Origin of the sequence: Serratia sp. G204Y (assembly GCF_051172435.1) — a bacterium.
Lineage (GTDB): Bacteria > Pseudomonadota > Gammaproteobacteria > Enterobacterales > Enterobacteriaceae > Serratia > Serratia sarumanii.
Window position 1 is genome coordinate 1,165,494 of sequence record NZ_JBPIZA010000001.1, and the last position, 26,073, is coordinate 1,191,566.

At 57.8% G+C, this 26,073-nt stretch carries 20 protein-coding genes and 1 riboswitch; of the genes, 15 read left to right on the plus strand and 5 right to left on the minus strand.

The window, feature by feature from the left end:
• Positions 1 to 16: 16 nt before the first annotated feature.
• The 5 genes from ACSBQQ_RS05700 to ACSBQQ_RS05720 all read left to right on the plus strand — a co-directional run bounded on the left by ACSBQQ_RS05700 (position 17) and on the right by ACSBQQ_RS05720 (position 4,968).
• The gene (locus ACSBQQ_RS05700; RefSeq protein WP_049195533.1) at positions 17 to 1,636 is read left to right on the plus strand and encodes an ABC transporter substrate-binding protein; all 1,620 of its coding nucleotides are present in this window, start codon (positions 17 to 19) and stop codon (positions 1,634 to 1,636) included.
• A 142-nt stretch (positions 1,637 to 1,778) separates the two neighbouring features.
• Positions 1,779 to 1,952: riboswitch (M-box (ykoK) riboswitch) on the plus strand.
• 77 nt (positions 1,953 to 2,029) lie between these two features.
• Entirely contained in the window at positions 2,030 to 3,052 is a 1,023-nt protein-coding gene (locus ACSBQQ_RS05705) for a magnesium transporter (RefSeq protein WP_033653108.1), read from the plus strand.
• Between the two features lie 140 nt (positions 3,053 to 3,192).
• Positions 3,193 to 3,276, plus strand: a complete 84-nt coding sequence (gene mgtS, locus ACSBQQ_RS05710; protein ID WP_369803928.1) for a protein MgtS — start codon at positions 3,193 to 3,195, stop codon at positions 3,274 to 3,276.
• 109 nt (positions 3,277 to 3,385) lie between these two features.
• Positions 3,386 to 3,565, plus strand: a complete 180-nt coding sequence (locus tag ACSBQQ_RS05715; protein WP_033634607.1) for a hypothetical protein — start codon at positions 3,386 to 3,388, stop codon at positions 3,563 to 3,565.
• A 26-nt stretch (positions 3,566 to 3,591) separates the two neighbouring features.
• The gene (locus ACSBQQ_RS05720) at positions 3,592 to 4,968 is read left to right on the plus strand and encodes a cation diffusion facilitator family transporter (protein ID WP_060425781.1); all 1,377 of its coding nucleotides are present in this window, start codon (positions 3,592 to 3,594) and stop codon (positions 4,966 to 4,968) included.
• Here the strand turns inward: ACSBQQ_RS05720 and ACSBQQ_RS05725 are convergent.
• Positions 4,911 to 5,756, minus strand: a complete 846-nt coding sequence (locus tag ACSBQQ_RS05725; protein ID WP_043147505.1) for an inositol monophosphatase family protein — start codon at positions 5,754 to 5,756, stop codon at positions 4,911 to 4,913. The two genes, ACSBQQ_RS05720 and ACSBQQ_RS05725, sit on opposite strands and share 58 nt — an antisense overlap.
• Positions 5,757 to 5,934: 178 nt before the next feature.
• Between ACSBQQ_RS05725 and ACSBQQ_RS05730 the strand changes: the two genes are divergently transcribed.
• On the plus strand, positions 5,935 to 9,039 hold the full coding sequence (locus ACSBQQ_RS05730) for a multidrug efflux RND transporter permease subunit (protein ID WP_435012703.1): 3,105 nt from the start codon (positions 5,935 to 5,937) through the stop codon (positions 9,037 to 9,039).
• A 22-nt stretch (positions 9,040 to 9,061) separates the two neighbouring features.
• On the plus strand, positions 9,062 to 9,694 hold the full coding sequence (locus ACSBQQ_RS05735) for a TetR/AcrR family transcriptional regulator (protein WP_060425780.1): 633 nt from the start codon (positions 9,062 to 9,064) through the stop codon (positions 9,692 to 9,694).
• 188 nt (positions 9,695 to 9,882) lie between these two features.
• On the opposite strand, the gene ACSBQQ_RS05740 is transcribed toward ACSBQQ_RS05735, so the two are convergent.
• Entirely contained in the window at positions 9,883 to 11,613 is a 1,731-nt protein-coding gene (locus ACSBQQ_RS05740) for an ABC-F family ATP-binding cassette domain-containing protein (RefSeq protein ID WP_060428024.1), read from the minus strand.
• Positions 11,614 to 12,063: 450 nt separating this feature from the next.
• On the opposite strand from ACSBQQ_RS05740, the gene ACSBQQ_RS05745 reads away from it, so the two are divergent.
• Positions 12,064 to 14,493, plus strand: coding sequence for a DUF3772 domain-containing protein (locus ACSBQQ_RS05745; RefSeq protein WP_048322081.1), 2,430 nt, complete (start codon positions 12,064 to 12,066; stop codon positions 14,491 to 14,493).
• Positions 14,494 to 14,541: 48 nt separating this feature from the next.
• Here the strand turns inward: ACSBQQ_RS05745 and ACSBQQ_RS05750 are convergent, their stop codons facing one another.
• On the minus strand, positions 14,542 to 14,709 hold the full coding sequence (locus tag ACSBQQ_RS05750) for a hypothetical protein (RefSeq protein ID WP_223307152.1): 168 nt from the start codon (positions 14,707 to 14,709) through the stop codon (positions 14,542 to 14,544).
• Between the two features lie 440 nt (positions 14,710 to 15,149).
• On the opposite strand from ACSBQQ_RS05750, the gene ACSBQQ_RS05755 reads away from it, so the two are divergent.
• Positions 15,150 to 16,169, plus strand: a complete 1,020-nt coding sequence (locus ACSBQQ_RS05755) for a GlxA family transcriptional regulator (RefSeq protein WP_043147502.1) — start codon at positions 15,150 to 15,152, stop codon at positions 16,167 to 16,169.
• Between the two features lie 30 nt (positions 16,170 to 16,199).
• Here ACSBQQ_RS05755 and ACSBQQ_RS05760 read toward each other — a convergent pair whose 3' ends face one another.
• Together ACSBQQ_RS05760 and yddG are read right to left on the minus strand one after the other, a co-directional pair.
• Positions 16,200 to 17,585: an MFS transporter gene (locus tag ACSBQQ_RS05760; RefSeq protein ID WP_049195539.1), complete on the minus strand. Its 1,386-nt coding sequence runs from the start codon at positions 17,583 to 17,585 to the stop codon at positions 16,200 to 16,202.
• Between the two features lie 216 nt (positions 17,586 to 17,801).
• Positions 17,802 to 18,719: an aromatic amino acid DMT transporter YddG gene (gene yddG, locus ACSBQQ_RS05765; protein ID WP_033648380.1), complete on the minus strand. Its 918-nt coding sequence runs from the start codon at positions 18,717 to 18,719 to the stop codon at positions 17,802 to 17,804.
• Between the two features lie 385 nt (positions 18,720 to 19,104).
• Between yddG and ACSBQQ_RS05770 the strand changes: the two genes are divergently transcribed.
• The 6 genes from ACSBQQ_RS05770 (at position 19,105) to ACSBQQ_RS05795 (ending at position 26,031) form a co-directional block, all read left to right on the plus strand.
• Positions 19,105 to 20,007, plus strand: coding sequence for a dihydrodipicolinate synthase family protein (locus ACSBQQ_RS05770; RefSeq protein ID WP_103826722.1), 903 nt, complete (start codon positions 19,105 to 19,107; stop codon positions 20,005 to 20,007).
• Between the two features lie 9 nt (positions 20,008 to 20,016).
• Positions 20,017 to 21,519 (plus strand): aldehyde dehydrogenase, encoded by a 1,503-nt coding sequence (locus ACSBQQ_RS05775; RefSeq protein ID WP_060428026.1) that lies wholly within the window; start codon positions 20,017 to 20,019, stop codon positions 21,517 to 21,519.
• Positions 21,497 to 21,802 (plus strand): hypothetical protein, encoded by a 306-nt coding sequence (locus ACSBQQ_RS05780; RefSeq protein ID WP_049196879.1) that lies wholly within the window; start codon positions 21,497 to 21,499, stop codon positions 21,800 to 21,802. Before ACSBQQ_RS05775 ends, ACSBQQ_RS05780 begins: the two co-directional genes overlap by 23 nt.
• A gap of 96 nt (positions 21,803 to 21,898) precedes the next feature.
• Positions 21,899 to 22,588: a GntR family transcriptional regulator gene (locus ACSBQQ_RS05785; RefSeq protein ID WP_033648377.1), complete on the plus strand. Its 690-nt coding sequence runs from the start codon at positions 21,899 to 21,901 to the stop codon at positions 22,586 to 22,588.
• 249 nt (positions 22,589 to 22,837) lie between these two features.
• A complete protein-coding gene (locus ACSBQQ_RS05790; RefSeq protein ID WP_033648376.1) occupies positions 22,838 to 24,157 on the plus strand; it encodes an NAD(P)/FAD-dependent oxidoreductase in 1,320 nt (439 codons plus the stop codon).
• A 431-nt stretch (positions 24,158 to 24,588) separates the two neighbouring features.
• On the plus strand, positions 24,589 to 26,031 hold the full coding sequence (locus ACSBQQ_RS05795) for a sensor domain-containing diguanylate cyclase (protein WP_060428029.1): 1,443 nt from the start codon (positions 24,589 to 24,591) through the stop codon (positions 26,029 to 26,031).
• Positions 26,032 to 26,073: the final 42 nt, after the last annotated feature.

A 26,073-nucleotide genomic window follows, 5' to 3' on the forward strand; every position in this document is an offset into this window, starting at 1 on the left:
AATCAGGGATATCGACGTGAAATATTCATTTAATGGCAAGATTTTGGCTGGTTTAATCCTCCTGGCTTTTAACGCGGCGAACGCTCAGGCGGCCGAGGTGCCGGCGGGTGCTAAACTGGCGGAGGTGCAAGAGCTGGTGCGTGCCAACGGGTATGAACCGGCGACGCTGGATCCGAACCTGGCCGAGAGCAATGTGGAGTTCTACATCTTTAACGATCTGTTCGAAGGGCTGCTGCGCGTCGGTAAAGACGGCGAAGCGGTCCCGGCGCTGGCGCAGAAGTGGGAGCATCAGGGCAACGTCTGGACCTTCCATCTGCGGCCGCAGGCCAAATGGTCGAACGGCGATCCGGTGACCGCCGACGATTTTGTCTACAGCTGGCGGCGCCTCACCGATCCGAAAACCGCGTCGCCGTACGGCAGCTATCTGGCTTCGGCCTACGTGCTGAATGCCGCGGCGATCAACGCCGGCAGCAAGCCGCCGAGCGAGCTGGGCGTCAGGGCGCTGGACGCGCACACCCTGCAGGTGACGCTGTCGGAGCCTAACTCCTACCTGCTCAAGCAGCTGGTGCATTTTCCGGTCTTGCCGGTTAACCGCAAGGTGGTGGAGCGGTACGGCAAGAACTGGACTCAACCGGCGCATTTTGTCGGCAACGGCGCATTTCGCCTCAGCCAGTGGGTGGTGAACGAAAAGGTGGTGGTGGAGCGCAATCCGCAGTATTGGGACAACGCCAACACCGTGCTCAACAAGGTGACGTTCTTACCGATACAGGGTTTCCCGGAAGTGGCGCGTTTTCGCGCCGGTGAGGTTGAGTTGGGGTATACCACGCCGCCGGAGCTGTATCAGCAGCTGAAAAAAACGCTCGGCGAGCAACAGCTGGTGACCTATCCGCTGCTCTCCACCAGTTACTTCGCCTTCAACAATCGCCAGGCGCCATTTAACGACCTGCGGGTGCGCCAGGCGCTGAATCTGGCGCTCGACAAAGAGATCATCGCCGGCAAGGTGCTGGGATACGGCCAACAGCCGGCCTGGACCTTTACCCCAACGGGGGCGGGCGGCTATAGCCTGCACCCCGGCGCTGCGGCCGGCTGGACGCCGGAACAGCGGCACGCCCAGGCGAAGCAGTTGCTGGCGCAGGCCGGTTTCAACGCCGAGAATCCGCTGCGCTTTACCGTGCTGTACAGCAACGACGCCACCATCAAGAAGATCGTCATCGCCGCCGCCGCCATGTGGAAAAAGAACCTTGGGGTAGAAGCCCGCTTGCAAAGCCAGGAGCGTAAAGTGACGCTGGATAATATCAACCGCGGGCAGTACGGCGTGGCCTTTACCCGCTGGCTGGCGGACTATAACGATCCGTCTACTTTTCTGAACGTGTTCCGTTCCGACAGCAGCGAGAACAGCGCCAAATACCGCAACCCGGACTATGACCGCATTCTGCACCAGGCGACGGCGGCGCAGACGCCGCAGCAGGTGCAGCGCTACTTCCAGCAGGCCGAGGCGGTGCTGGCCGCCGATACGCCGGTGGCGCCGGTGTACTACGAGGCCAACGCCACGCTCATTAAACCCTACGTGAAGGGGATCGACTTTACCCGCCAGGGCGCCTTGTACGATAAAAACGTCTACCTTCTCGAACACTGAGAAATATAAAAGCGGCTGATTTATATCAGCCGCTTTTATAGATTCGTGTTTAATAACATTATCCTAAATACTCCATAAACGACGGGCAATCTTTTCTTCCCGCCGGATAAAACACCGCCTATACTGCGCCGGTAGTTTATATGCAGTATCTCGTTTGGCGAGGCTCCTATACAAACACAGGTTACTGATCTGACGACATCGAGAGATGCCCAAGGTTAAGACAGGCTTTATCGGATTAAGGTTCAGCCCAAAGTAACTTCCGAGCAACAATTCGGATACGTTGTATAGTGCTAAAACCTGGACGCGGAGATAGGCAGTCTGCACTCCCCCTCTGTGGTTACGCCCCTATGCGATTCGCTGTTGAAGTTCAAAACAGAAATAGGGACTGACAAAATGATAAAGTCACATCAACATTATTCTTCTCCGGCGCTGAGCGCGACTGAAACTCTCGACGAGACATCGGTCGCCGGTTATATGAACGCCGATTTTATTACCGTTCCCGCGACGATGACGGTCAATCATGCCCGGGAATATTTACTTTCACAGCTTAAAACGGACGAAATTCCCACTCGGGTATTTATTACCGCGGACGATTATCATCTGCGCGGCACGCTGTCGGTGAAAAAACTGCTGCAGTGCGACGAGCAGGATAAAGCGGTCGGCGTGATGATGGATCACAGCTATTTTCAGGTTTCACCTGACGACGATCGCAACGACGTGGCGCATCTGCTCGGCAAGGGCGGCCTGGACGTGGTGCCGGTCGTGGCGAACAACACGCTGGTCGGCGTGCTGGGGGAGCGAGAGATCGCCCGGCTGGTCGAGGCTGAAAACACCGAAGACGCGCAGCGCCAGGGCGCGAGCCTGCCGCTGGACAAGCCTTATCTGGAGACCAGCCCGTGGGCGCTGTGGCGTAAACGCTCGGTGTGGCTGCTGATGCTGTTCGTCGCCGAGGCTTACACCGGCAACGTGCTCAAGGCGTTTGAAGAGCAACTCGAAGCGGCGATCGCGCTGGCGTTCTTTATCCCGCTGCTGATCGGCACCGGCGGCAACAGCGGCACCCAGATCACCTCGACGCTGGTGCGCGCCATGGCGCTGGGCGAGGTCAGCCTGCGCAATCTTGGCGCGGTGATCCGCAAAGAGGTCACGACCTCGCTGCTGATCGCCGTCACCATTGGCCTGGCGGCCTGGGTGCGCGCCTGGATCATGGGCGTCGGCATGGAGGTGACGCTGGTGGTCAGCCTGTCGCTGGTGGCGATCACCGTGTGGAGCGCGATTGTCTCGTCGATCATTCCGATGCTGTTGAAACGGCTCGGCATCGATCCGGCGGTGGTGTCGGCGCCGTTTATCGCCACCTTTATCGACGGCACCGGCCTGATTATTTATTTCAAAATTGCCCAGTACGTTTTGGGGATTTAAACGGTTCCCGCTCTAAAAAGGGCGGGAGTATGACAAAAAAGAGGAGGGCGTTAAAAAATATGGATACCGACCAACCCCGATATTTAACGCGAGGGGATTTTATCGATAACATTTAACCTGAGGAAAAAACAATGGGAAACATGACTATTTTTATGGGATTCCTGGCAATGATTAGCTCACTGGGCCTGTTGGCGGCCTATATGAGCACCAAATGGGATGATTGATGAACGCAAAAGATCCGCCTAGATGCATCCTCCCCGTAACCGTTATTTATTATGGGGAGGATTTTTAGCGGCGCGCCGAACGCGCGGCCTGATACGGGAGTTGATAATAATGACGATTCTTATTCTGGGATTGCTCTACGCCATTTTAATGATCTCGGTTGGCGTTAATGAGATTTATTTTTATTCCACCGGAAAATCCAATTTTCTTACTAGCCTCATGCTGACATTCTCTGGCAGTATGCTGCTGATCGCCGTTGTATGGCAATTATCCTCTAAAATAAAAAAATAAATCACCGTCCGAATGTGAGCAGCATAATGCAGAATGAAAAACAGGCCGTGGCCAGAAACTCGATGATCGCCAGCGGGTTACTGGCCACGGGCAAATTTGTCGCCGGCATTTTTACCGGCAGTATTGGCCTGATATCCGAAGGGATCCACTCTTTCACCGATTTTATCGCCACCAGCATCACCTGGCTGGCGGTGCGCATCAGCGATAAGCCCGCCGATGACGATCACCACTTCGGCCACGGCAAGGTGGAAAACCTGGCGGCGCTGTTCGAGGTGCTGCTGTTGCTGGGCGCCGCCGGTTGGATTGTCTATGAGGCAGGCAGCAGCCTGCTCGGGCAGCCGCATGAGATCGTCGCCGCGCCGGTGGTGATCGCGGTGCTGTTGATTTCCATCTGCGTCGATTTCTTCCGCGTGCGGGCGCTCAACCGCGTCGCCAAAGCGACCGACAGCGCGGCGCTGGAAGCGGATGCGCTGCATTTCTTCTCCGACATGCTTTCGTCCGGCGTGGTGCTGCTGGGCATGGTGTTTGTGCTGCTGGGCTTTGGCCGCGCGGACGCCATCGCCGCGCTGATCGTCGCCGGCTTTATCTTTGTCGCCGCGATCAAACTGGGTAAACGCTCCTTCGATTCACTGATGGATACCGCGCCCGCCGGGGCTACTGAGGCGATCCGCGCCACGCTGACGCGTTTTCCGGCGGTGCTGGCCTGCGACAGCGTGCGCATTCGCAATGCCGGCGCGGTGCTGTTCGTCGAGATCACGGTGGCGGTGTGCCGCACCTTGCCGCTGGAGCGCATCGACGCGCTGAAGCAAGAGATCGTCGAGCGACTGCGGAAGCACTACGCCAGGGCGGAATTCACCGTCATCGCGGTGCCGCAGACCCGCAGCGATGAAGACATGGCGACGCGCATTCGGGCGATCGCCGCCAACCACGGCGCGCAGGTACAGAATGTGACCTTGCAGCAGCTGCCGACGCGCATGGCGATCGGCATGGATTTGGCGGTGCCGGCCAACGCCAGCGTGGCGCAGGCGCATGACATCGCCACGGAGATAGAGGGGATCCTGCGCCAGGCGATCGGTGAGGACACCGAGATAGAGACGCACCTGGAGCCGCAGACGCCGCACTGGCTGACCAGCGAGGATGTCGAGGCGACGGAGCTGGCCGATATTCGGCGGATCCTGCAGTCGGCGCTGGAGCGAGGGGAGAACGTGCAGGACGTACACAACGTCCGCGCGCGCAAGAGCGACGGCGGCATCATCGTCAACTTCCACTGCCGGGTGTCGCCGGCGGTGACCATCGCCGCCGCGCACGATGCGGTCGATCGGGTCGAGCGCCGGCTGCGCGCGCTTTATCCGGCCATCACGCGCGCGATAGGGCACGTCGAGCCGATCAAGCCCGGCATGTGAATCAGCTCGGCCAACTGCGGGTAGAGCGCCGCGTTGGCCAGCAGCAGCGGGTTGCCGCGCCGCAGCCCGTCGTTGTGCATAAAGTCATTCGCCACGCCGCCGGCTTCGCGCGTCAGCACCCACCCAGGCAGGCTGTCCCAGGCGTTCATATGCGGTTCGTAATAGCCCAGCAGCCGCCCGGCGGCCACCTGGGCGGTCATCAACGCGCCGGAGCCGCTGCGCACGAACATCCCGCCCGCCTGCAGCAGGCGACAGAGAAAGCCGCTGAATTCCGCCGCCGAGGCGCGCGGGGAAATCCCGACGCCCATCACGCCATCCGCGACGCTGCGCCCGGCATGCACAGCGATCGGCGCCCCATTGAGAAAGGCGCCGCCGCCGCGACAGGCGCGGAACATCTCGCGGTGGTTGGGATCGTAGACCACGCCTATCGTCGGCTCGCCGTCGATCACCACGCCTATCGCGATACACCAGGTATGCAATCCGTTCAGGAAGCAGGCGGTGCCGTCAATCGGATCGACGACCCAAATGCAGGCGGCATTCTCGCCGGCGCTGCCGCTTTCCTCGCCGAGAAACCCATCCTGGGGAAAACGGCGGCTGATCATGCGGCGGATTAGCGCTTCGACGCGGTGATCGGCCTCGCTGACCACGTCCTGCAGCCCCTGTTTGAAGTCGATGGCCAGGGTTTGCCGCCGTTGATAAAAGCTGAAGGCGAGATCGGCGGCGGCGCGGGCGATCTCACGCGCGAAGCGGTAACGCGCCTCGATGTCCCGTGGGGAAAGTGAAGTCATGGCGGCAATGTTCCGAACAAAGTTTAGCGTGCAGGGTGCCATAGTCAGATGACAATACGGTGTTGATTCCTGCTTGATTTCAGATTTGATTTAATTTATTTACTTTACTGTAAAGTAATTGACGTCATTAGATGCATCATCAAAGCATCCGTAAGCGAGATAATCAGAGGAGTCAGGCATGCTAGCGCATTTTTTCGTCTTTCGACCGGTATTTGCGGCCGTGCTGGCCATCTGCATTATGGCGGCGGGCGCACTGGCGCTCTGGACATTGCCGGTTGAGCAATATCCCGACATCGCCCCACCCGGCGTCACGGTGACCGCCAATTACCCCGGCGCTTCGGCCAAAACGGTAGAGGACAGCGTAACTCAGATTATCGAACAGCAAATTAAAGGGATCGATGGCCTGTTGTATTTCTCATCAACCAGCAGTTCGGCGGGTCAGGCTCGCATCAGCCTTAGCTTCGAACAACAAACCGACCCGGACATTGCTCAGGTTCAAGTGCAAAATGCGGTCAATCAGGCAACGTCGCGATTGCCGCAAGAAGTGCAGCAGCAAGGGATCACGGTGACAAAATCGCAGGGCGATAGCCTAATGGTAGTCGCCCTGTACGACACGCAAGGCCGCATGGACAGCGTTGATATCAATGATTTTCTGGTCAGTTCGCTGCAAGATCCGCTGAGCCGGGTGGATGGCGTCGGGGAGACGACGGTATTTGGCGCTCAATATGCGATGCGCGTTTGGCTCAATCCGATCAAGTTGAGCGGTTATGGCCTGATGCCATCTGACGTGCAAGCCGCGATAGAAGCGCAAAATGCCCAGGTTACCAGCGGTGAGATCGGCGCATTGCCTACGATGGATGGCCAGGCGTTGAACGCGACCGTGACCACGCAATCGCGGCTGGAAACGCCGGAGCAGTTTGAGAATATTATTCTGCGCACCAATACCGACGGTTCGGCGGTGTATTTGCGCGATGTTGCGCGCGTGAAGATCGGTGCGGAAAACTATCAAAACCAAACGCGCCTCAACGGGTACCCAGCGGCCGGCATATCGATTCAACTGGCTTCCGGCGCCAATGCGCTGGAGGTTGCTGAACGGGTGCGGGCTGAAGTGGAGCGCATGGCGCCGCAGTTTCCGCCGGGGCTGCAGGTGGCTTATCCGCGTGACAGCACGCCGTTCGTACTGGTGTCCATTGAAGGCGTCGTGCAAACCTTGTTGGAAGCGATCGCGCTAGTGATTGTGGTGATGTATCTGTTTTTGCAAAATTGGCGCGCCACATTGATCCCCGCCATTACGGTACCCGTAGTGCTGCTCGGCACTTTCGGCATTTTGGCGCTGTTGGGTTACAGCGTAAACACCTTGACACTGTTCGCCATGGTGCTCGCGATCGGCCTGTTGGTGGATGACGCGATAGTGGTGGTTGAGAACGTTGAGCGCGTGATGGAGGAAGCGCAATTGCCGCCGCGCGAGGCGACGTTGCATTCGATGCGGGAGATCAATGGTGCGCTGATCGGCATCGCGCTGGTACTTTCGGCGGTATTTGTTCCGATGGCATTTTTCGGCGGTTCAACCGGCATAATCTACCGACAGTTTTCCATCACGCTCGTCGCTGCGATGGTGCTGTCGGTGTTGGTGGCGTTGACCTTGACGCCGGCATTGTGCGCCGGTTTGCTAAAACCGTCGGTGCAGCGGCCGCGCAGCCGTTTTTTTCGCGGCTTTAACCGCCTGGTGGAATACGGACAGCGGCGTTATGGGTTGGGATTGAACCATGTGATGGCGCGCAAAGGGCGTTTTTGCATGTTGGCGCTGCTGCTGGTCGGTTTCATGACCTGGCAATATCTGCGGATGCCTACCGGTTTTCTCCCAGTCGAGGATCAGGGCTCGGTAATGGTCCAGTTTTCTCTGCCGCCAGGCGCCCCGATGGCCAGAACTCAACAGACTGCTGACGCTATCGCCGACTATTTCATGACCGCCGAGCGGGACAACCTGAATGTGATCTTCATGGTTGTCGGGCGCAATAACGCCGGCAGTGGTCAGAATGTCGGCATGGCGTTTGCCGAACTTAAACATTGGTCGCTGCGCAGCGGTAATGAGAATAACGCGCTGGCGATTATTAGCCGCGCCAATCGCCATTTCAAAAGCTATCGCGACGCGCAGATCAATGTGTTGTCGCCGCCGGCGGTGCGCGGATTGGGGCAGTCCAGTGGATTTGAACTGTGGTTACAGGATCAAAACGGCGTTGGGCATGACGCACTGCAAGCTGCGCAGAGGCAAGTGATCGCCGCCGCTGCCGAAGATCCGTTGTTAACGGCGGTGCGCATCAATGGCCTCGAAGATAAAGCACAATTGCAGGTCGATATCGATCAGCAAAAGGCCAGCGCACAAGGGCTGCAGCAGGCTGACATCACCAACACGCTTTCTGCCGCCTGGGGGGGCGCTTATATTAACGATTTTATCGATCGCGGCCGCGTAAAGCGGGTCTACATGCAGGGGGACGCGGCCTGGCGATCGGCGCCGGATGATATCGATAATTGGTTCGTACGTGGTGAAAGCGGCAGCATGGCGTCCTTTGCCAGCTTCGCGACTACGCGTTGGCTCTCAGGGCCACAAATGCTGCAGCGCTTTAACGGGCTGTCGGCCACGCAGTTACAGGGGACGGCAGCCGAGGGCGAAAGCTCCGGCACCGCGATGGCGCGTATGCAGAGCATCATCGACGGTGTAGACGGCTACCGCCTTGAGTGGAGCGGGCTCTCATATCAGGAGCAATTGGCCGCCGGGCAAACATTGCTGGTGTATCTGGCTTCGGTGTTGTTCATTTTCCTCTGCCTGGCCGCGCTGTACGAGAGTTGGTCTATCCCATTGTCCGTGATGTTGATCATTCCCCTCGGGATTATCGGAGCCGTTGTCGCCGCGCGCCTTGCGGGGTATGAAAACGATATTTACTTCCAGGTGGGAATGTTGACGACGATTGGCCTGTCGGCGAAAAACGCTATCCTGATCGTCGAGTTTGTTGAAACACGGCTCAAAGCGGGATCCGCTTTGTTGCAGGCGACCCTGGAAGGGGCGCGACTGCGTCTGCGGCCCATCGTGATGACCTCATTGGCGTTTGTCGCGGGTGTGATCCCCCTGGCGCTTTCTGTCGGTGCCGGGGCCGCCAGCCGGCGCGAAATCGGGATTGCGGTGATCGGCGGCATGATTTCTGGCACACTGCTGACATTATTGTTCGTACCGTTGTTTTTTGTTCTGACCAAACAAGGGTTGGCACGACTTAAGGCGCGAAAATGAGCCTCTGGGCTGGAGAGAGAGCATGAGCAACCGCCAACCGGGACGGCCGATGAAGGCCAGGCCACGGATACTGGAAACCGCCTGCGTTCTGTTTTTGCAGCAGGGCTTGGATATCTCGTTGGACGAGATAGCCAACGAGGCGGGAACCACCCGTCAAACCTTATATAATCACTTCCCGAGCAAAGACGCCCTGGTGCTGGAGACGTTCAACCATCTTATCGAGAAGATGCAGCCGCCGATCGCCGCCATTTTGGCTCAGGAGAGTATGGATTTACCGCAGGTGCTGGCGCGTTTCGCTTCGGTGGTGCAGGCGCATTTTTTCAGCGTTGATAACGTGCATTTTCAGCGGCTGATGGTGCAACTGCTGTTGCAGAAACCTGAGTTGTACGCCACGTTGCGTGAACGCAATGCCGGACGGGTGCTGCAGGCATTTGTGAAAATGTTGGAACAGGCGCGGCAACATGGGCAAGTTCAATTTGCTGATGCGCAGCCTCAGGCTATGGCATTTCTGGGCGCGGTGATGGGGTATCCGTTGCCGGCGGCTCTGTTATCCGACCAGTGGCCGACGCCGGAACAGTTGCAACAGATGGCCGAAGCGGCTATCACCGCGTTTCTTTTAGCCTGGCGATATTCGCCGCCTGCCATTACCGAATAACGAAAGAGAACGTGATCCTGGCGCTTTGCTGCATACGCAGGGCCACGGCCGGTATCGCCGCCCGCGCGGATTATCCTGGCTGGCCGACAGTGACCAGCAATCGGGATGCCGTGAGAACCAAGGGAAAGCGACAAGCGGCTTTCCATCAATACATCAATAAACAGGCCGCCGTTCGGCGGCCTGTGGGGTTAGCCCAGATTCAACCGGGCGGTGATGTCGGCAATCTCGCGGCGCCAGCGCGCCTGAAGCGCCGGTTTCTGGTGCTTCGGCTTGCGCGCCAGGTCGTCCTCCAGTTTGCTTTCGAGGGCCAACAGCGCGGCCAACAGCGCTTCTTCGTCTTCCAGCCGTTCGTGCGGCGTCGGGCCGTCTGCGGTGGCCTTGCCCGCCGTCGCCAGCGCCGGCGCTTCGCCCGCCAGGCGCTGATACACCGGCGCCAGATCGTGCCACTCCTCCAGTTTTTGCTGGTCGATCAGCCAAAAGCGGTTGCAGCTCTGTTCGATCAGCATCCGGTCATGGGTGACCAACATGACGGCGCCGGCGAACTGGCGCAGCGTTTCCGCCAACTCTTCTTTGCCCGCCATATCCAGGTGGTTGGTGGGCTCGTCCAGCAGCAGCAGCGAATGGTTGGCCAGCGTCAGGCCGACGAACAGCAGCCGCGAACGCTCGCCGCCGCTCAGCGAACGGATCTGCTGATGATGGCGCAGGTAGGGGAAACCGGCGCCGATCAGCGCCATTTTCCGCTGTTCCTCGGTCAGCGGCGCAAACTGCGCCAGCGCTTCGCTCAGCGTGTCTTCATCGCGCAGCTGTTGCAGGCTCTGATCGTAATAGCCGATGCGCACGCGCGGGTGGAAGAGCGCCGGGCGTTCCGTGGGCTGCTGATACGCCTGCCACAGCAAGTGCAGCAGCGACGATTTGCCGCAGCCGTTGCGCCCGACGATGGCGATGCGATCGCCGCTTTTCACCCGCAGATGTGCCAGGCTGAACAGCACCGGCGCCTCCGGCGCCGGGCGCACGGCCCATTGCGGCAGCGCCAGCAGGCGATCGGCGTCCAGCGCCTCTCCCTGCAGTCGCAGCCGCCACGGGCTGCCGGCGGTCAGGGTGGTCTGTTCTTCCTTCAACCGATCGACGCGCTTTTCCATTTGCTTGGCTTTGCGCGCCAGATCTTCGTTGTCATAGACCTTGCCCCAGGTCGCCAGACGTTTGGCGCTTTTTTCCACCCGGTCTATCTCTTTTTGCTCGGCCCGACGGCGGTGCTCGTCCGCAGCGTCCTGTTCTGCCAGCGCCTGACGCGCGGCGGAGCAGGGCAAGCGGAAAAACTGCAGCGTTTTGTCGCGCAGGATCCAGGTACAGTTGGTCACCTGATCGAGCAGATAGCGATCGTGCGACACCAGCACGAAGCTGCCGTTCCAGCTGCGCAAGAACTGCTCCAGCCACAGCAGCGTGGGCAGATCCAGGTGGTTGCTGGGCTCGTCGAGCAGCAGCAGATCGGGCTGACGGATCAGCGCGCGCGCCAGCAGCAGGCGGGTGTGCTGGCCGCCGCTGAGGGTGCCGGCGGTCAACGTCCAGCTCGCCGGTTCAAACCCCAGCTCGGCGAGCAGCGCTTCACAGCGCCAGCGTTCGCTGAGGTGTTGGCTCGCCGGAAGCCGCGCCAGCACCGCATCCAGCAGAGTGCAGGCGTGCAGCTCGGGCGGCAAGTGTTGTTCGATGCGCGCCATCAGGCATTGTTGTGACAATGTCACCGTTCCGCTGTGGATGGGCAGGGCGCCGCTGAGCAGTTGCAGCAGGGTGCTTTTGCCGCAGCCGTTGTCGCCGATCAAACCGATGCGATCGCCTTTTTTCAGGGTGAAGGAAATCTCGCTCAGCAGGACGCCGAACGCGTTGTCGTAACCGACAGATTGTGCAGACAGTAGTGTGCTCATTGCTTACTCAAGAGTTACAGGCATGACAATGCCTATCGTCAAACATCGCTGACGACAACCCGGTAAGCCGGAGGGAAGATCCTGGATTTTAGTAAGCTTCGCTCAAGCTGGGTTATCGCAGCACGATACCGGTAATGCTTGAGCGGCGACGATTACCAAAGAAGTGTGAGTGAAAAAACAATTCACACGTCAGCATAGTAAGTCTCCTTTTATTGGTTGCAGGTTAATCGGTGGCTGGAGTATAGAGCGCCTTGTGCCGTATCGCCAGTGTAAAAGCGCCTGAATAATCAGCAGGCTAAGGAGGGCGCGCGCGCGTGGCACACAATGGGAATAATTACTGTATTTCGGCCGACATTAAGCAGCTATTATAATTAGCGTTTATGGTTAAGCGACGGTTCATCCGCCGCCTGTTCGTCTGTCTATCAGATAATGATGCTGAGCACTGAATTTATGTTAAAGCCTCGCCCGTTCCTGCTGTTGTTGTTATTGCTGTTTGGTTTGCAACTGACGCCGTTCGGCGCCGTCGCCGCCGCCCAGGATGATCCCGCCGCCGAAAGCGCGCCCGATCCCGCTACGCAGCTGAAAGCCGCGCAAAAGCAGTTGGACAGCATGAAGCAGCTGGTTTCCAAAGCGACCACCGATAACCAGCTCAGCAAACTGCGGCTGGCGACCGACGATCTGGTCGCCAGCATGGAAAAGCTCGCCACCGATCTGCAGCCCGAGCAGGACAAACTGAAAGCGCAGCTGGACGTCCTGGGGCCGGCCCCGGCGGCCGGCGCGCTGCCTGAAACCCCGGCGGTGGCCCAGCAGCGCAACGCGCTGAACAACAGCAAGAAACAGCTGGACGATGCGGTAAAACGCGCTCAGGCCATCAAGACCAGCGCCTTCGAGCTGGGGCAACAGATCGGCGATCTGCGCCGGGTGGCGTTTAAAACCCAGCTGGCGCTGAATACCGGCAGCATTCTGGGCATCAAATTCTGGGCGCCGGTGCTGCAGCCGTCCGAAAATGACGTGCAGCGGCTGGATCAGTTCAACGCCGAGATGAAAGCGGCCTGGGATGCCAGTTGGCAGGACGAGTGGCGTTACGGCACGCTGGCGTTGTTGGCGCTGGCGGTGATTGTCTGGTCCTGGGGGCGCTATTTCTCCGAGCGTTTCCTCGCCTGGGTCAGCATCCGTTTCCTGCCGGACGGGCGTCTGCGCCGCAGCTTTATGGCGCTCGTCACCGTGGTGGTGACGGTGATCACCACCTCTATCGCGCTGAACCTGCTGTATTACGTCTTTGTTCGCGTGCAGCCGCTGCCGGTGATGCTGGAGGACTTCGCCGAAGGCTTTAACCGTCTGGGGATTTTCTGCGCGCTGATCGCCGGGCTGGGGCGTGCGGCGCTGTCGCTGAATCGCCCGTCGTGGCGCTTGGCTTCCATGGATAACGAGGTGGCCGCCGGGCTGCGTTACTTCTCGCCGCTGCTGGCCGGCCTGGCGTTGGCGTTCGGCACCGTGGAGCTGATCAACAACGTCGTCAGCGCCTCATTGGCCACCACCATCTTCGGCAACGGCCTGGTGGCGGGGCTGATCGGCATGGTGCTGCTGGCGGCGCCGCTGCGCGGCCAGCGCATTCGGCGCCGGCTGGAACAGCAGGGCGCGCACCTGGAAAAACGCACGCTGGTCAGCGGGCTGGTGCACCTCGTCACCCTGGTCTGTTCGGTGGTGATCCTGTTTTCCCTGCTTATCGGCTACATCGCCTTCGCCCGCTTCCTGACCTACCAACTGATCTGGGTGGTGCTGGTGCTGATGGCGTTCTATTTTATGGTGCTGTTCGCCACCGATTTGTGCGCCGCGCTGTTTTCGCCGCAGACCGTCAGCGGCAAGATGCTGAAGAAAACGCTCAGCTTCAAGGATCGCCATTTGGAGCAGATGGCGATCATCACCACCGCGCTGGCCAAATGTTCGCTGTTGCTGTTGATGATTGTCTCGCTGTTCAACGGCTCGTTCGGCAGCACCACGCCGGGTTCGCTGATGGAGAAAATCGTCTCCATCCTGACCGGTGAAGGCTTGCAGCGTTTCAACATCGTGCCCGGCAACCTGCTCAACGCCGTGATCTGCCTGGCGATCGGCATCTATATTCTGCGCGCGGTGCGGCGCTGGCTGGGATCTGAACTGCTGCCGAAAACTATCTCGGACGTCGGCATCCGCGCCTCGCTGGTGACGCTGTTCAGCAATATCGGCTATGTGCTGGTAATACTGATCACCCTGGCGGCGCTGGGCATCCAGTGGAGCAACCTGGCGTGGATTGTCAGCGCCCTGTCGGTCGGCATCGGTTTCGGTTTGCAGGAGATCGTGAAGAACTTTATTTCCGGCCTGATCCTGCTGACCGAGCGCCCGGTGAAGGTGGGGGATATGATCGGCATCGGCGGCGTGGAAGGCGACGTGCGGCGCATCAACGTGCGCGCCACCGAAATCCAGCTCAGCGACCGCTCCACCATGATCGTACCGAACTCGCAGCTGATCTCGCAGAACGTGCGCAACGCCACCATGGGCAACGCGCAAGGGGTGGTGACCATCGCGCTGACGTTCCCGACCGACATTGATCCGGAGCAGGTGCGCAATATTCTGCTTAACGCTTACCACGAATACGAAAACATCCTGGAAACGCCGGCGCCTTACGTGCGCTTCAGCCAGCTGGGGCCGGACGGCATTATCCTGAGCGTGACCGGCTATGTGCCGAGCCCGCGCATGGTCGGCGCGACCAAGAGCGAACTGCTGTTCAACATCCTCAAGCTGCTGCGCGCGCAGCGTGTCAGCCTGTCCAGCCCGCAGGAAGTGGTGTTTATGAAGCAGCAGGCGACGCGATATCAGGCCAACGAAGAGGAACACTCCTCCTAGTTCAGCCCTGAGGCGGCGGGCCGTTAAGCGACGGCCCGCCGAATGCGGCTAGTACATCGACGGCTCCACCGATTGCGAACAGTCGCTGTTGGCGCTGGATTTGGTGCAGGTATAAGGCTCATTCGGCGAGGCCGAAGGCGCATTCGACGGGCCGCCACCGCCGCCGATGCACCCGCTCAGCATCAGCATCAAAAACACGAGAGTAATCTTCTTCATCTCACCGTCCTCCATTGCGATTCCTCCCTTAAGTATATGTCGGGAAAGCGAACGGCACCGCTCGCCGGTGCGATCTATACAGCGGTATCGGTAGTGTCCTGATATCTCCTGATGACTTACGCGATACAGCAGACCATAAGTCCGCGGGTGGAGTCACACACAAGACGGATCACTTTGCTATACAACGGTTGTACCGTTCGCAATATGTGTGTAAATCTGCACATTCGGCTCCTGGCTGTCTCTCTGCTATCGCTCCGTGATTGTCCATTAATGCACCTAATGCACCGCACAGGGTAGTACGCCATACTGGTGGAAAACGTTATGCGACCAGTAAAAAGTTGGGCAATAGCGCCGAGAAGCCGATCGCCGTTGGTCTAAATACTCGGGACATCGCCGATCCGTAATGTCTTCTGAACAAGCTGGAGGATTGCAGGAGTCTGATGAAGAACGCCTATGAAAAAAACATCGAGCCAAAACCCGACCTGACAATGGGTTTTTTGCTGATGAAGCAATTTACGCTGGCTTCGGTTGCCGGCCTGGTGGAATCTCTGCGCTTTGCGGCGGATGAATCCTTCTCCAGCCGGCAGATTTTTTGCCAGTGGGAGTGGATGACCTGCGACGATCGGCCGGTCACTGCCAGCTGCGGTTTGCCGGTATCACCGACTGCGAAGCTCGATTTTTCCAGAGACTGGGACTATTTCGTGGTCGCTGGCGGATTGCTAGAAGAGACTCGCAACCCGCCAGAATGGTTGTTACAGGCGCTGCGGGATCTGCACGCCCGCAATATTCCAATCATTACGCTGTGCAGCGGAGCGTTCGTTGCCGGTAACGCCGGGCTGCTGGATAATCATCACTGTGCGATCCACTTCACTACCCGCGACGAGTTTCGGCTTCGTTTTCCAAAAGCCATTCCGGTAATCGACAAAACCTATATTAAAGACGGCGGGATTATCTCCTGTCCGGGCGGCATGGCAATTGACCTGGCGGCCGATCTGATCCGTCAGCATTGCGGCCTGGTACGCTCGCAGAAGGTACTGAAATATCTACTGATGGACGCGCCACAACCTGCCGGAAAGACGAAGCAGAAAGCCCCGCTTAATGCGCCGGATGTGTATGAGAACGAACGGGTCAGTAAGGTCATTGAATTTATGAAACAGCACCTTGATTCACCGATCCCGCTCGCCGACGTGGCGGATTTTGCGGGTGTGACCTTTCGTCAGCTCAATCTGATATTCACCAAATGCACTGGCCACTCAGCAGCCGTTTACTGGCGCAGTATGCGGTTGGAGCAGGCGCGAAAGCTGATGGCCGATTCAAGTAACAGTATTAACGAAATTGCCACCGCGACCGGATTTTCGGACGCGTCGCATCTCATTTCGTGGTTTCGTAAGCAATACGGTGAGACACCGAGTTCGTTCCGCAAGCGACGCAGGGAAGTGGAAAAGTTGGTGAAGGAGTAAATAGGGCTGCAGTTATGCAGCCCTGGTGAATCAAAGAGAGTGTCGTTTCGGCATGACCCCCTGCATTGAAACCTTGTTACGCGGAAGTTCCTCCTCTAATGAGGAGGCGTCTTCCAGACTGCGTGCATTGGTTTCCGGTGCCATAAACCACGACACTATCAGACCAAAGAAGGTGATCGCTGCAGCGATATACATCGTCGGACCAATCCCAATATTCTGCAACGAAAGCGGCACCAGCCAGGTGCCCACCGCCGCGCCGATGCGCGACAGCGACGTCCCTACGCCTACGGCACCGGCGCGAATTTCAGTCGGGAAGATCTCATTGGGATAGACCAACTGCAGCACCTGCGCCCCTCCGATGAACAGTGCGTACAGACCGAACATCAGCAGGATCACCGCAGACGGACCATCACGCAGAAAGCCTAGCAGCAACAGCGCAAGGCCTGACCACAGGAAACTGTGCAGCAGCAGCTTACGGCGTCCCAGGACATTAATCAGGCGAGTCGCGATGACGCAGCCCACCACGAACAGCAGGGTAATGGCAACGGATCCATAGGATGCCCAGTTGCCCCTGAGGTGCAGCGCATCCAGCACCTTAGGGGCAAAGGCATAGACGGCAAATACCGGAATGACGGAGCAGGTCCAGAAAATCGCCACAAACGCCATGCGCTTGCCGTAACCGGAATGGAGCAGGTTGGCAAAAGAAAGGTTTTTGCTTTCAGCCTGTACCGGTAAGTTATCCAGACCAAACTCAGGGCCGTAAACGCGGCGGATGATCGCTTCTGCCTCGGCATGGCGGCCTTTACTTAACAGCCAGCGCGGGGATTCAGGGGTGCCCAGACGCACGATGAACAGCAGAGCGCCAATGACGGCCGTACTCGCCAGCGTCAGGCGCCAGGCGTCAGGTCCACCAAAATTAAGAATGGCTTCGCCGGCCAGGTACGCCACGGCTGCGCCTGCGAACCAGAGGATGGTCAGCGTCGCGAGGCAGGGGCCGCGGTTTTTCTTCGGCAGAAACTCCACCAGGAAAGCGGTCGCGACCGGGTATTCAATCCCGACGGCAACGCCATTCATAAAGCGCAGCGCAAACAGCACTTCACCGCTTTGCACCCAGTATTGCGCCAGAGAGCAGACGACAAACAGCGTCGGCCCAACGAAATAGAGTACGCGGCGGCCAAGACGGTCAGTCAGCGCACCGCCGATAAAACCACCGAAGAAGATACCGATCAGCGCCGAGGCGGCAATCAATCCTTCCCAGAATGCGCTCAGACCTAGTGCAGGTGAGACTTTCATCATGGCGATGCCGATAATACTGAGCACGTAGCCATCGACAAAGGATCCACCTCCCGAACGCACGGTCAGCAACCGGTGAAAGCGGTTAAGGGGAACGTCTTCTACAGAAATGGTATTTGACATGGTAACTCCTGTCTTTCCCCGATGTCGTCGGATTAACGGCCTGCAACGGGTACACGAAGCCATTGCCGCTAATCCGACGATCGCGGTTTAAATGTAGGTCAGGTAATATTGTTAAATCGAACGTAATGAATATTTTTTCTGTTAATTTTGGTCGTTCATTATAAATACTCCTCCGGTGCAGGATGGTCGGGTAAGATGTTTTTTATTATTAGGGCCTTACTTACTTTCTTTTATTACAGGTAAGGCTTTCGGCGCAGAACTGCGGGTAGACCACCAGCAGAGCAGCGAGCCCAGGCTCACCATGGCAGTGCCTTGCCAGAACGCGATGTTCAGGTGTGACTTCAACATAACCGCAGCCAGTACCGCCGAGATAATCGGGATAAAGTACGAAGCGGCCGCCAGCACTGTCACATTGCCGTGTAGAATGCCGACGTTCCAGGCGGCATAACCAAACCCCATGGCGATGGCGGCCAGCAATAAACTTATCCATGTATGCCAGGAGAGAATAAATTCTGGTTGCGGGGAAGTGAGGTATTTCCCCCATAACGTCAGTGCGGTCAAAATAAAGAACAGGGTAATGCCGTTATTGCCATTGGCGATGATTTTGGTGACCACGCAATATATTGCCCAAATAATGGCACCACTAAATGCCAGGCCATAACTGAGCGGATTTTCCATTACGTTATGGGTCATCTCAGTGAAAGAGAAACCCTGTTCGCCTCCTAATACCCGGCAAATTCCGGCGACGGCTAAAATGACGCCCGGAATAATCAGCGGGCTGGTCTTTTGTCGGTTCACGATAACCGACAGTAATATGGTCATACTCGGCCAGAGATAGTTCACCATCCCGACCTCAATGGCCTGACGGCCGGAATGGGTGAAGCCCAGCGACAGCGACAGACAGAGTTCATAACAGACAAACAGGATGCTGCCGAGGATCAGATAGCTCGGTGGAAACAGCCGCAATTTCGGGAAGCCAACGGTGAATAACAGCAGGACTGCGCTACAGGTATAGATCAGCGCCGCACCGCCCACCGGGCCAAAACCTTCGCTCACGCTTTTAATCAACCCAACGATTGCGCTCCACAGCAGGATGGCTATCAGTCCGATGAGCGTCGCTTTTTTCTGGGGCATACCCTGTACCTCTATTTACATTTCCATCACAACCGAACCGGCTTGCTGTTAAATTCTGGTTAAATCCAGACTTAAAGCTATGCCTCCGTATTGGTGCTGTAAATATGTCTCTGGAGGCAAAAATTCCGGAATGTGATCGTTATCTGAAATCATGTATAAAATTACTACATCAAAATTTAGTTTTTAATTTATTGATTATTAATGATTAAAAATAACATCGGTGTAGGATTTTACTACTCATTGGTATTTACGTTGTATTTTCAATGTATACAAAAAATATTCATTCATTGACCCCTTTCACATCTGTGTGCAAATTCTTAACAAACGCAGCCTCGAGCTGCTGAACAGACCATCGCGGTCGTGAATCCCCCCCCTGGAGGTTATCGTGTTGACATTTGAAGGTATCTACACCCCGGCAATTACCCCTTACGCGGCCGATGGCAGTATTGATTTCGCCCGCTTTGCGGATGTGCTGGAATCCCTGATTGAAGCTCGAGTTCACGGCATCATCATTGGCGGTTCAACCGGCGAATACTATGCCCAGAGCGCCGAAGAGCGTAAGGCGCTGGCCGAGCATGCGCGTCAAGTCATTGGCAACCGTCTGCCGCTGATTGTTGGAACCGGGGCAATCCGTACCGAAGATGCGGTGGACTACGCGAAGCATGCCCGCGAGATTAAAGCCGACGCTATTCTGGTGACCTCGCCGCCGTACGCGCTGCCTACAGAGCAGGAAAATGCCCATCACGCGCTAACAGTGGATAAAGCCGCGCAGCTGCCGATCATGCTCTACAACTACCCAGGCCGTATGGGGATCACCATGGGTGAAACCTACTTCCGCGAGGTAAGCCGCTCGTCCAACGTGGTCGCCATTAAAGAAAGCTCGGGCGATTTCAATAACCTGCATCTGCTGGCCTGTAAATTTCCGAACATTGCGCTCTCCTGCGGCTGGGACGATCAGGCGCTGGAGTTCTTTGCTTGGGGAGCACGCAGCTGGGTGTGCGCCGGTTCTAACTTTATTCCGCGTGAACATGTGGCGCTGTATGAGGCTTGCGTAGTGGAAAAGGACTTCGCGAAAGGCCGCAAAATTATGGCCGCCATGATGCCGCTGATGAACTTCCTCGACGGCGGAAAGTTTGTGCAGTCCATCCGCTATGGCTGCGAATTGAACGGTCTGACCTCGGGTCAGGTGCGTGCGCCGCTGCAAAGTCTGGACGAAGAAGAGAAAGCACAGCTGAAAGCGGTGATTGCCGGGGTGAAACGCAACGTGGCTGCGGCCACGGCGGCGTAAGGGGGCGAAATGAAACAGCTTCAGACACTCAACGATGTAACGCGCTTGGCGCATGAACTTACGCTTCCGGACAAGGCGTTTATCAATGGCCGTTTCGCCCCGGCGCGTTCCGGTAAAACCTTGACGACGTACAACCCGGCGACCGGTGAAGCCATCGTAAATCTTGCTGCCTGCGATGAATCCGACGTTAACGCGGCGGTGAGCACGGCTCGCACAGCCTTTGAGGCTGGAAGCTGGAGCAAATTGGCTCCGGGCGAACGCAAGGCGGTGCTGCTAAAACTGGCGGCGCTGATGGAACAGCAGCTCGCATCGCTGGCTGTGCTGGAAAGTCTCGACAGCGGTAAGCCGGTCAGCGAGTGTCTGGCGGTGGACGTACCGGAGACTATCCATGTGCTGAAGTGGCATGCGGAAGCCATCGACAAGCTTTACGACCACACGGCGCCGGTAGGCAATAATGCGATGGCGCTGATAGTGCGTGAACCGATTGGCGTGGTGGGCTGCGTTCTGCCGTGGAATTTCCCGCTGCTGATGCTCGCCTGGAAAATTGGCCCGGCGTTGGCGGCAGGGTGTTCGGTGGTGGTGAAACCGGCTGAACAGACGTCTCTGACGTCGCTACGCGTGGCTGAACTGGCGTTTGAAGCGGGCGTTCCTGGGGGGGTATTGAATATTGTGACCGGTACCGGAAAAGAAGTCGGCGAGCCGATTGGTTTGCATCCGGATATTGATATGGTGAGCTTTACCGGCTCTACCGCCACCGGACGTCGCTTCCTGCACTATGCGGCGGAATCCAATCTCAAAAAGGTCGTGCTGGAGTGCGGCGGCAAAAACCCGGCGCTGGTGTTTAACGATGCCGACGATATCGCTGCGGTTGCCGAACATGTGCTTAACGGTGCGTTCTGGAACATGGGCGAGAACTGCTCCGCGACCTCGCGCCTGCTGGTGCAGGAAGATGTGAAGGAAGCGCTGTTGGCGGAGATGGCGAAGCAAATCGGTAACTGGACGATGGGTAACCCGTTCGATCCGCGCAATCGGCTGGGTGCGATGATCTCTCCTGAGCACTTTAGTAAGGTGAGCCGCTATCTTGATATCGCGCGCCAGGAAGGGTTACCTATTCTGCACGGAGGTAACACGAAGCAGGGGGCTTACGTGCAGCCGACCATCATCGATGGTGTGACACCGGAAAGCGCGCTGTTCCGGGAGGAGATCTTCGGCCCGGTGCTGTGCGTCACCACGTTTAAAACCGAAGCCGAGGCCATCGCGCTGGCCAACGACACCCCATACGGCCTGGCGGCGTCGGTTTATACCGGCAAGCTTAATCGCGCCATCCGCGTTTCTCGCGCTATTCGCGCCGGAACAGTGACCGTGAACTGCTTCGGAGAGGGGGACGCAACCACGCCGTTTGGCGGCTACAGGCAGTCCGGTTTTGGCGGTCGCGATAAATCAGTGTTTGCGCTTGACCAGTACACCGAGCTGAAGACCATCTGGGTTGATGTTGCTGAAGACGACGCCTGAAGCCGTGCTTCGCGGCCTGGAAGACAGAATCCATTTCTATTTCTGTCTTCTGGTGGCGGTGGGGCTGTCGAAGAAGCTGGGACGCATTACCTCCAACCGGCAAAAAAATGCCTTTATTATTAAATGGCTAAAGAATGCTCGGGAGATGGGATCTTTCCATCAGTGCGCCGACAGTGAAATTGTCTGGCTGCGTGGGGAGATCCTGCGTCATTCGCCCGATCGGGACCCGGAACCGGTTCTGATGCTGATTTACCGGACAGCCAGTAAAATGCACAGAACGTGATCGCCGTTGCGGATAAATTTTGCCGTAGCTTACCTTTATCTGTAGGTTAAGCAGCATCATAGTTAAGCATCACGGGTCGATTTTCAGGAGGCGGTAATGAGAACGGGTAAGACAGCGCTGTACGAGGATCTCAAGCGGCTTATCTTAACGATGGAACTCGACCCGGATGAGCTGCTGGATGAAGCCAGTCTGACCGCTCAGTACGGCCTGTCACGGACACCGGTGCGCGAAGTGTTTCAGCGCCTGGCAGGTGAAGGGTATCTCGAGATCGTTGAAAAGCGTGGCGTACGCGTGATTCCCATGAGCCATGCCACGCTGCGCAACTTTTTCCTGGTGGCACCGATGATCTATGCGGCCACCGGGCGCCTTGCAGCTCAGCACTACAAACCCGCGCAGTTGAAGGCGCTAAAAGAAACTCAAAAGCGCTTTCGCAAAGCGGTTCAGAGCCATGATGTCGAAGCGTTGGCTCTGGAGAACAACCGCTTTCACGAGATCATGGGGGAAATGGCGGCTAACCCCTATTTGCAACCGAGCCTCGGACGCTTGCTGATCGATCATTGTCGTATCGGTCACACCTTTTTCCGTCCACGTAATGATGACATGGAGCGGCGTTTACAACTGGCTGCCGATCATCACGATGCGTTTATCGTCGCACTGGAAGCGCACGATGAGCAGGCGGTAGTGGATCTGGTGTTCGAACACTGGGAACTCTCCCGGGAAAACATGGAGATCTTTATTGCGCCGCAGGGACTCAAGGCCGATGAGCGTATCCAGTCACCTGAATAACCCCACCTGATGGCGTGCTCCCAGGCATTCGCTTGGGGGCTACTTTCAAATCGTAACACGCCCTGAGCGTTACTCGCTCGGGGCTTTTCCACGTCCAAATTAACCTGGATTTAACTATTTTTATACTTGTTGTATACATGAGATATTCATCACGTATTCATTTTTTTGACATGGATAACATGAGTTCATACCGCGCTTACTGACCTGCTAAGCGCAAAAGAAAAATAACAGCGAACCGGAGTAAACAGCGTGCAAAAGATCACTTCTCTCCCTGCTGATGACGCCCTGCCAGGGTGGTATCACACCAGCCCATCTCGCCCCCCACGGCCTGCTCACGTGGGGCAAAAACACGCTCGCTGGGCCATTGTGGGGGCCGGGTTAACCGGGCTGGCAGCCGCCCGCCAGATGGCGATCCACTTTCCTGACGATGAAATTGTACTGATTGAAGCGCAGGAAGTGGGCTATGGCCCTGCCGGGCGCAATGCGGGTTTTGCCATTGATGTGCCGCACGATATCGGCGCCAAGGACTACATCGGCGATGTCAAAACCGCCAGGCTTATCCTGCAGCTCAATACGCTGGGGCAGAACTATCTGCGTGCTATTGTGCAGGAGCACGGAATTGAGTGTCAGATGTCAGAATCCGGGAAATATCAAGCTGCCGTGGGCGAGCAGGGCGTGGCGATTCTTGAGGCCTACCGCCGCGGGCTAGAGAAGATTGGCCGTGAAACGCAGATGATAACGGGCGAGGAGCTACCTGACCACATCGGCACCCGTTACTACAAACAGGCGCTTTATATTCCCGGCACCATCCTGCTGCAACCGTCGGCGCTGGTGAAAGGGCTGGCGAACAATCTGCCATCGAACGTGACACTTTACGAGTATACGCCGATCACGGCTATTAATTATGGCGACAAAGTGACGCTGGTGCATGACAAAGGCAGCATCACGGCAGATAAGTTGATTCTGGCGAACAACGCATTTGCGGCGCACTTTGGCTTCCTGCGCGGACGCCTGCTGCCGACCTTCCTGTACGGTAGCCTGACCCGCCCGCTGACCGCCGATGAGCAGACCCGGCTGGGCGGCAAACCGGTCTGGGGCGTTATCCCCGCACATCCGTTTGGCAGCACCGTACGCCGGACGGTAGATAACCGCATACTGGTACGCAACAGCTTCAGCTTCCACCCAGATGGTCGTCCGCGCGAGCACCATCTGAAGAACTTTATCGCTAACCACCGTAAATCCTTTGAGCGCCGTTTTCCGACGCTTGACCAGGTTGATTTCGCCTATTCCTGGAGTGGGGCTATTTGTCTGTCGGAGAATCATGAGGGTTTCTTCGGCCAGCTGGCACCCAACGTGTACGGCGCGCTGTGCTGCAACGGGTTGGGTATCACGCGCGGCACGGCTACCGGCAAACTGCTGGCGGATATGATTGCCGGTGAGCGCAATGAGTTGATCGACTTCCTTGTGGCGTCACCGGGCCCGAATAAAACCCCGCCGGAGCCGTTCCTCTCCATCGGCGTTAATTCAGTACTGAAATGGGGGCAATATAGAGCAGGCTCAGAAGTTTAGCCTTTCTCACCCGAACCATCATCGTTGCCGCGCGTTTACTGGAATGCCCACGAAACCAACCAGACCGCCATGCGGCTGTATGACCGGATGGCGGAGCGCCCCGGTTTTGTGATGTACCGCAAGGCGCTTTGACGTGGGGGAAAAATCTCCGCACATCGCCCAATCTTATTTTACTTTTTAGGAACAAGACGGCAGTTTTTGCCGGTGTCAGGCCGGCTGGGGCGCGGCTGCTTCAGCAGTTTCTGCGCCAGACGAGCAACTGCCGTCAATACATTGATACACAAATATATTTTCCCTTGATGAATAAACAGGTGCTCGGGCCGCTAAAACTGGCAATAATAGGCGGGTCGGCCGCTTATCTTCTCCTCATCGTCGACGGTTGTGACACGAACAGATTGTCACCTTACACAGCAGAAGTCTCTGGATCCAAGATGCAAACCACCTCGTTGTCCGATACCCGGAAAATCTGGCCCGCACTCACCGTCTTTTTGTTGGTGTTCGCGGCTTGCCTGCTGGGCATCGTCAGCCGTCCCGTCGGATTTTTGGCGGTATTCTGGCCGGTCAACGCCGTACTGCTGGCGGTTCTGGTGCGCTGCCCGCAGTGGGCTACGCGCGCCGGCTGGGGCATGGCGGTGCTGGGGTATCTGGCGGCGGATCTGCTGACTGGCAGCTCGCTGCAAAAGGCGTTGCTGCTGAACGCCTCCAATCTGACCGGCGTGGTGGTGGGGTATCTGCTGTTCATGCGGCTGTCGCCGCCGGCGCGCATGCTGCAGCGCGGCGCCTCCAGCATGTACCTGTTCGGTATTTGCCTGGCCGCCGCCGCCGCGACCGGTGTGGTGGGCGCGGGAGTCTCGCAGTGGCTGTTCGGCAGGCCCTATTTAACCTCGCTGGCGCTGTGGTTCTCGTCCGAATTCACCAACTACGTCACGCTGATGCCTTTCATTCTGGCGTTTCCCGCTGATTGGCGCTATCGCCTGCGCGTGGCCTGCGCCATGTTGACGCAGCGCAGCCAATGGCCGCAGGCGGGGCGAAAAATGGCGGTGTTGGCGCTGCTGGCGCTGGCGGCGGTCTGCAGCGTGCTGATCGGTGGCCCCGGCGCGGTGATCTTTCCCATGCCGGTGCTGCTGTGGCTGGCGATGTCCTTTTCGCTGTTCAGCACCATGATCGCGGTGCTGGTTTATGTGCTGTGGTGCCATCTGGCGATCGATTTCGGGTTGCTGAGCACCACGCTCGACATGAAGGTGCTGCAGAACACGGTATCGATGCGTTTGGGCATCGCGCTGCTGGCGCTGGGGCCGATTGCCGTCGCCAGCATGAACTATGCGCGCAACGCGCTGTTGCGCACGCTGGAGCACGTGGCGAGTCACGATGCGTTGACCCACGTGCTGACGCGCAATGCGTTTATGCAGCGCGGCGAGCGGGTGATCGACCAGAAAGGCGAGCTGGTGTGCGTCATGATGCTCGACATCGATTACTTCAAATCGATCAATGACCGTTTCGGCCACGCCGGTGGCGATCAGGCGCTGATGGCGTTTACCCGTGCGATTGCCGCCGATCTGAGCGTCGATGATCTGTTCGGCCGCATGGGCGGGGAAGAGTTCGCCATCGTCTCGACGCTCGGCCAGCCGCAGCAGGGGGTGCAGCTGGCCGAACGGCTGCGGCAACGGATTGAGGCGGAATCGATCACCATGCCGGCCGGCCATCCGCTGCAGATCACCGTCAGCATCGGCATGGTAACCTGCCCGGGCGGTTCCGGCCACAGCCTGGCCGACCTGCTCAAACTGGCGGATCTGGCGGTATACAAAGCGAAAAACGCCGGCCGTAACCGGGTCGCTACGCCGGAATCTTGCCCGCCGAACGATCCTGACCGCTGAACTTCCGATCCGTGCCGCACGCCCGCCGTCTAAACTGGTAGG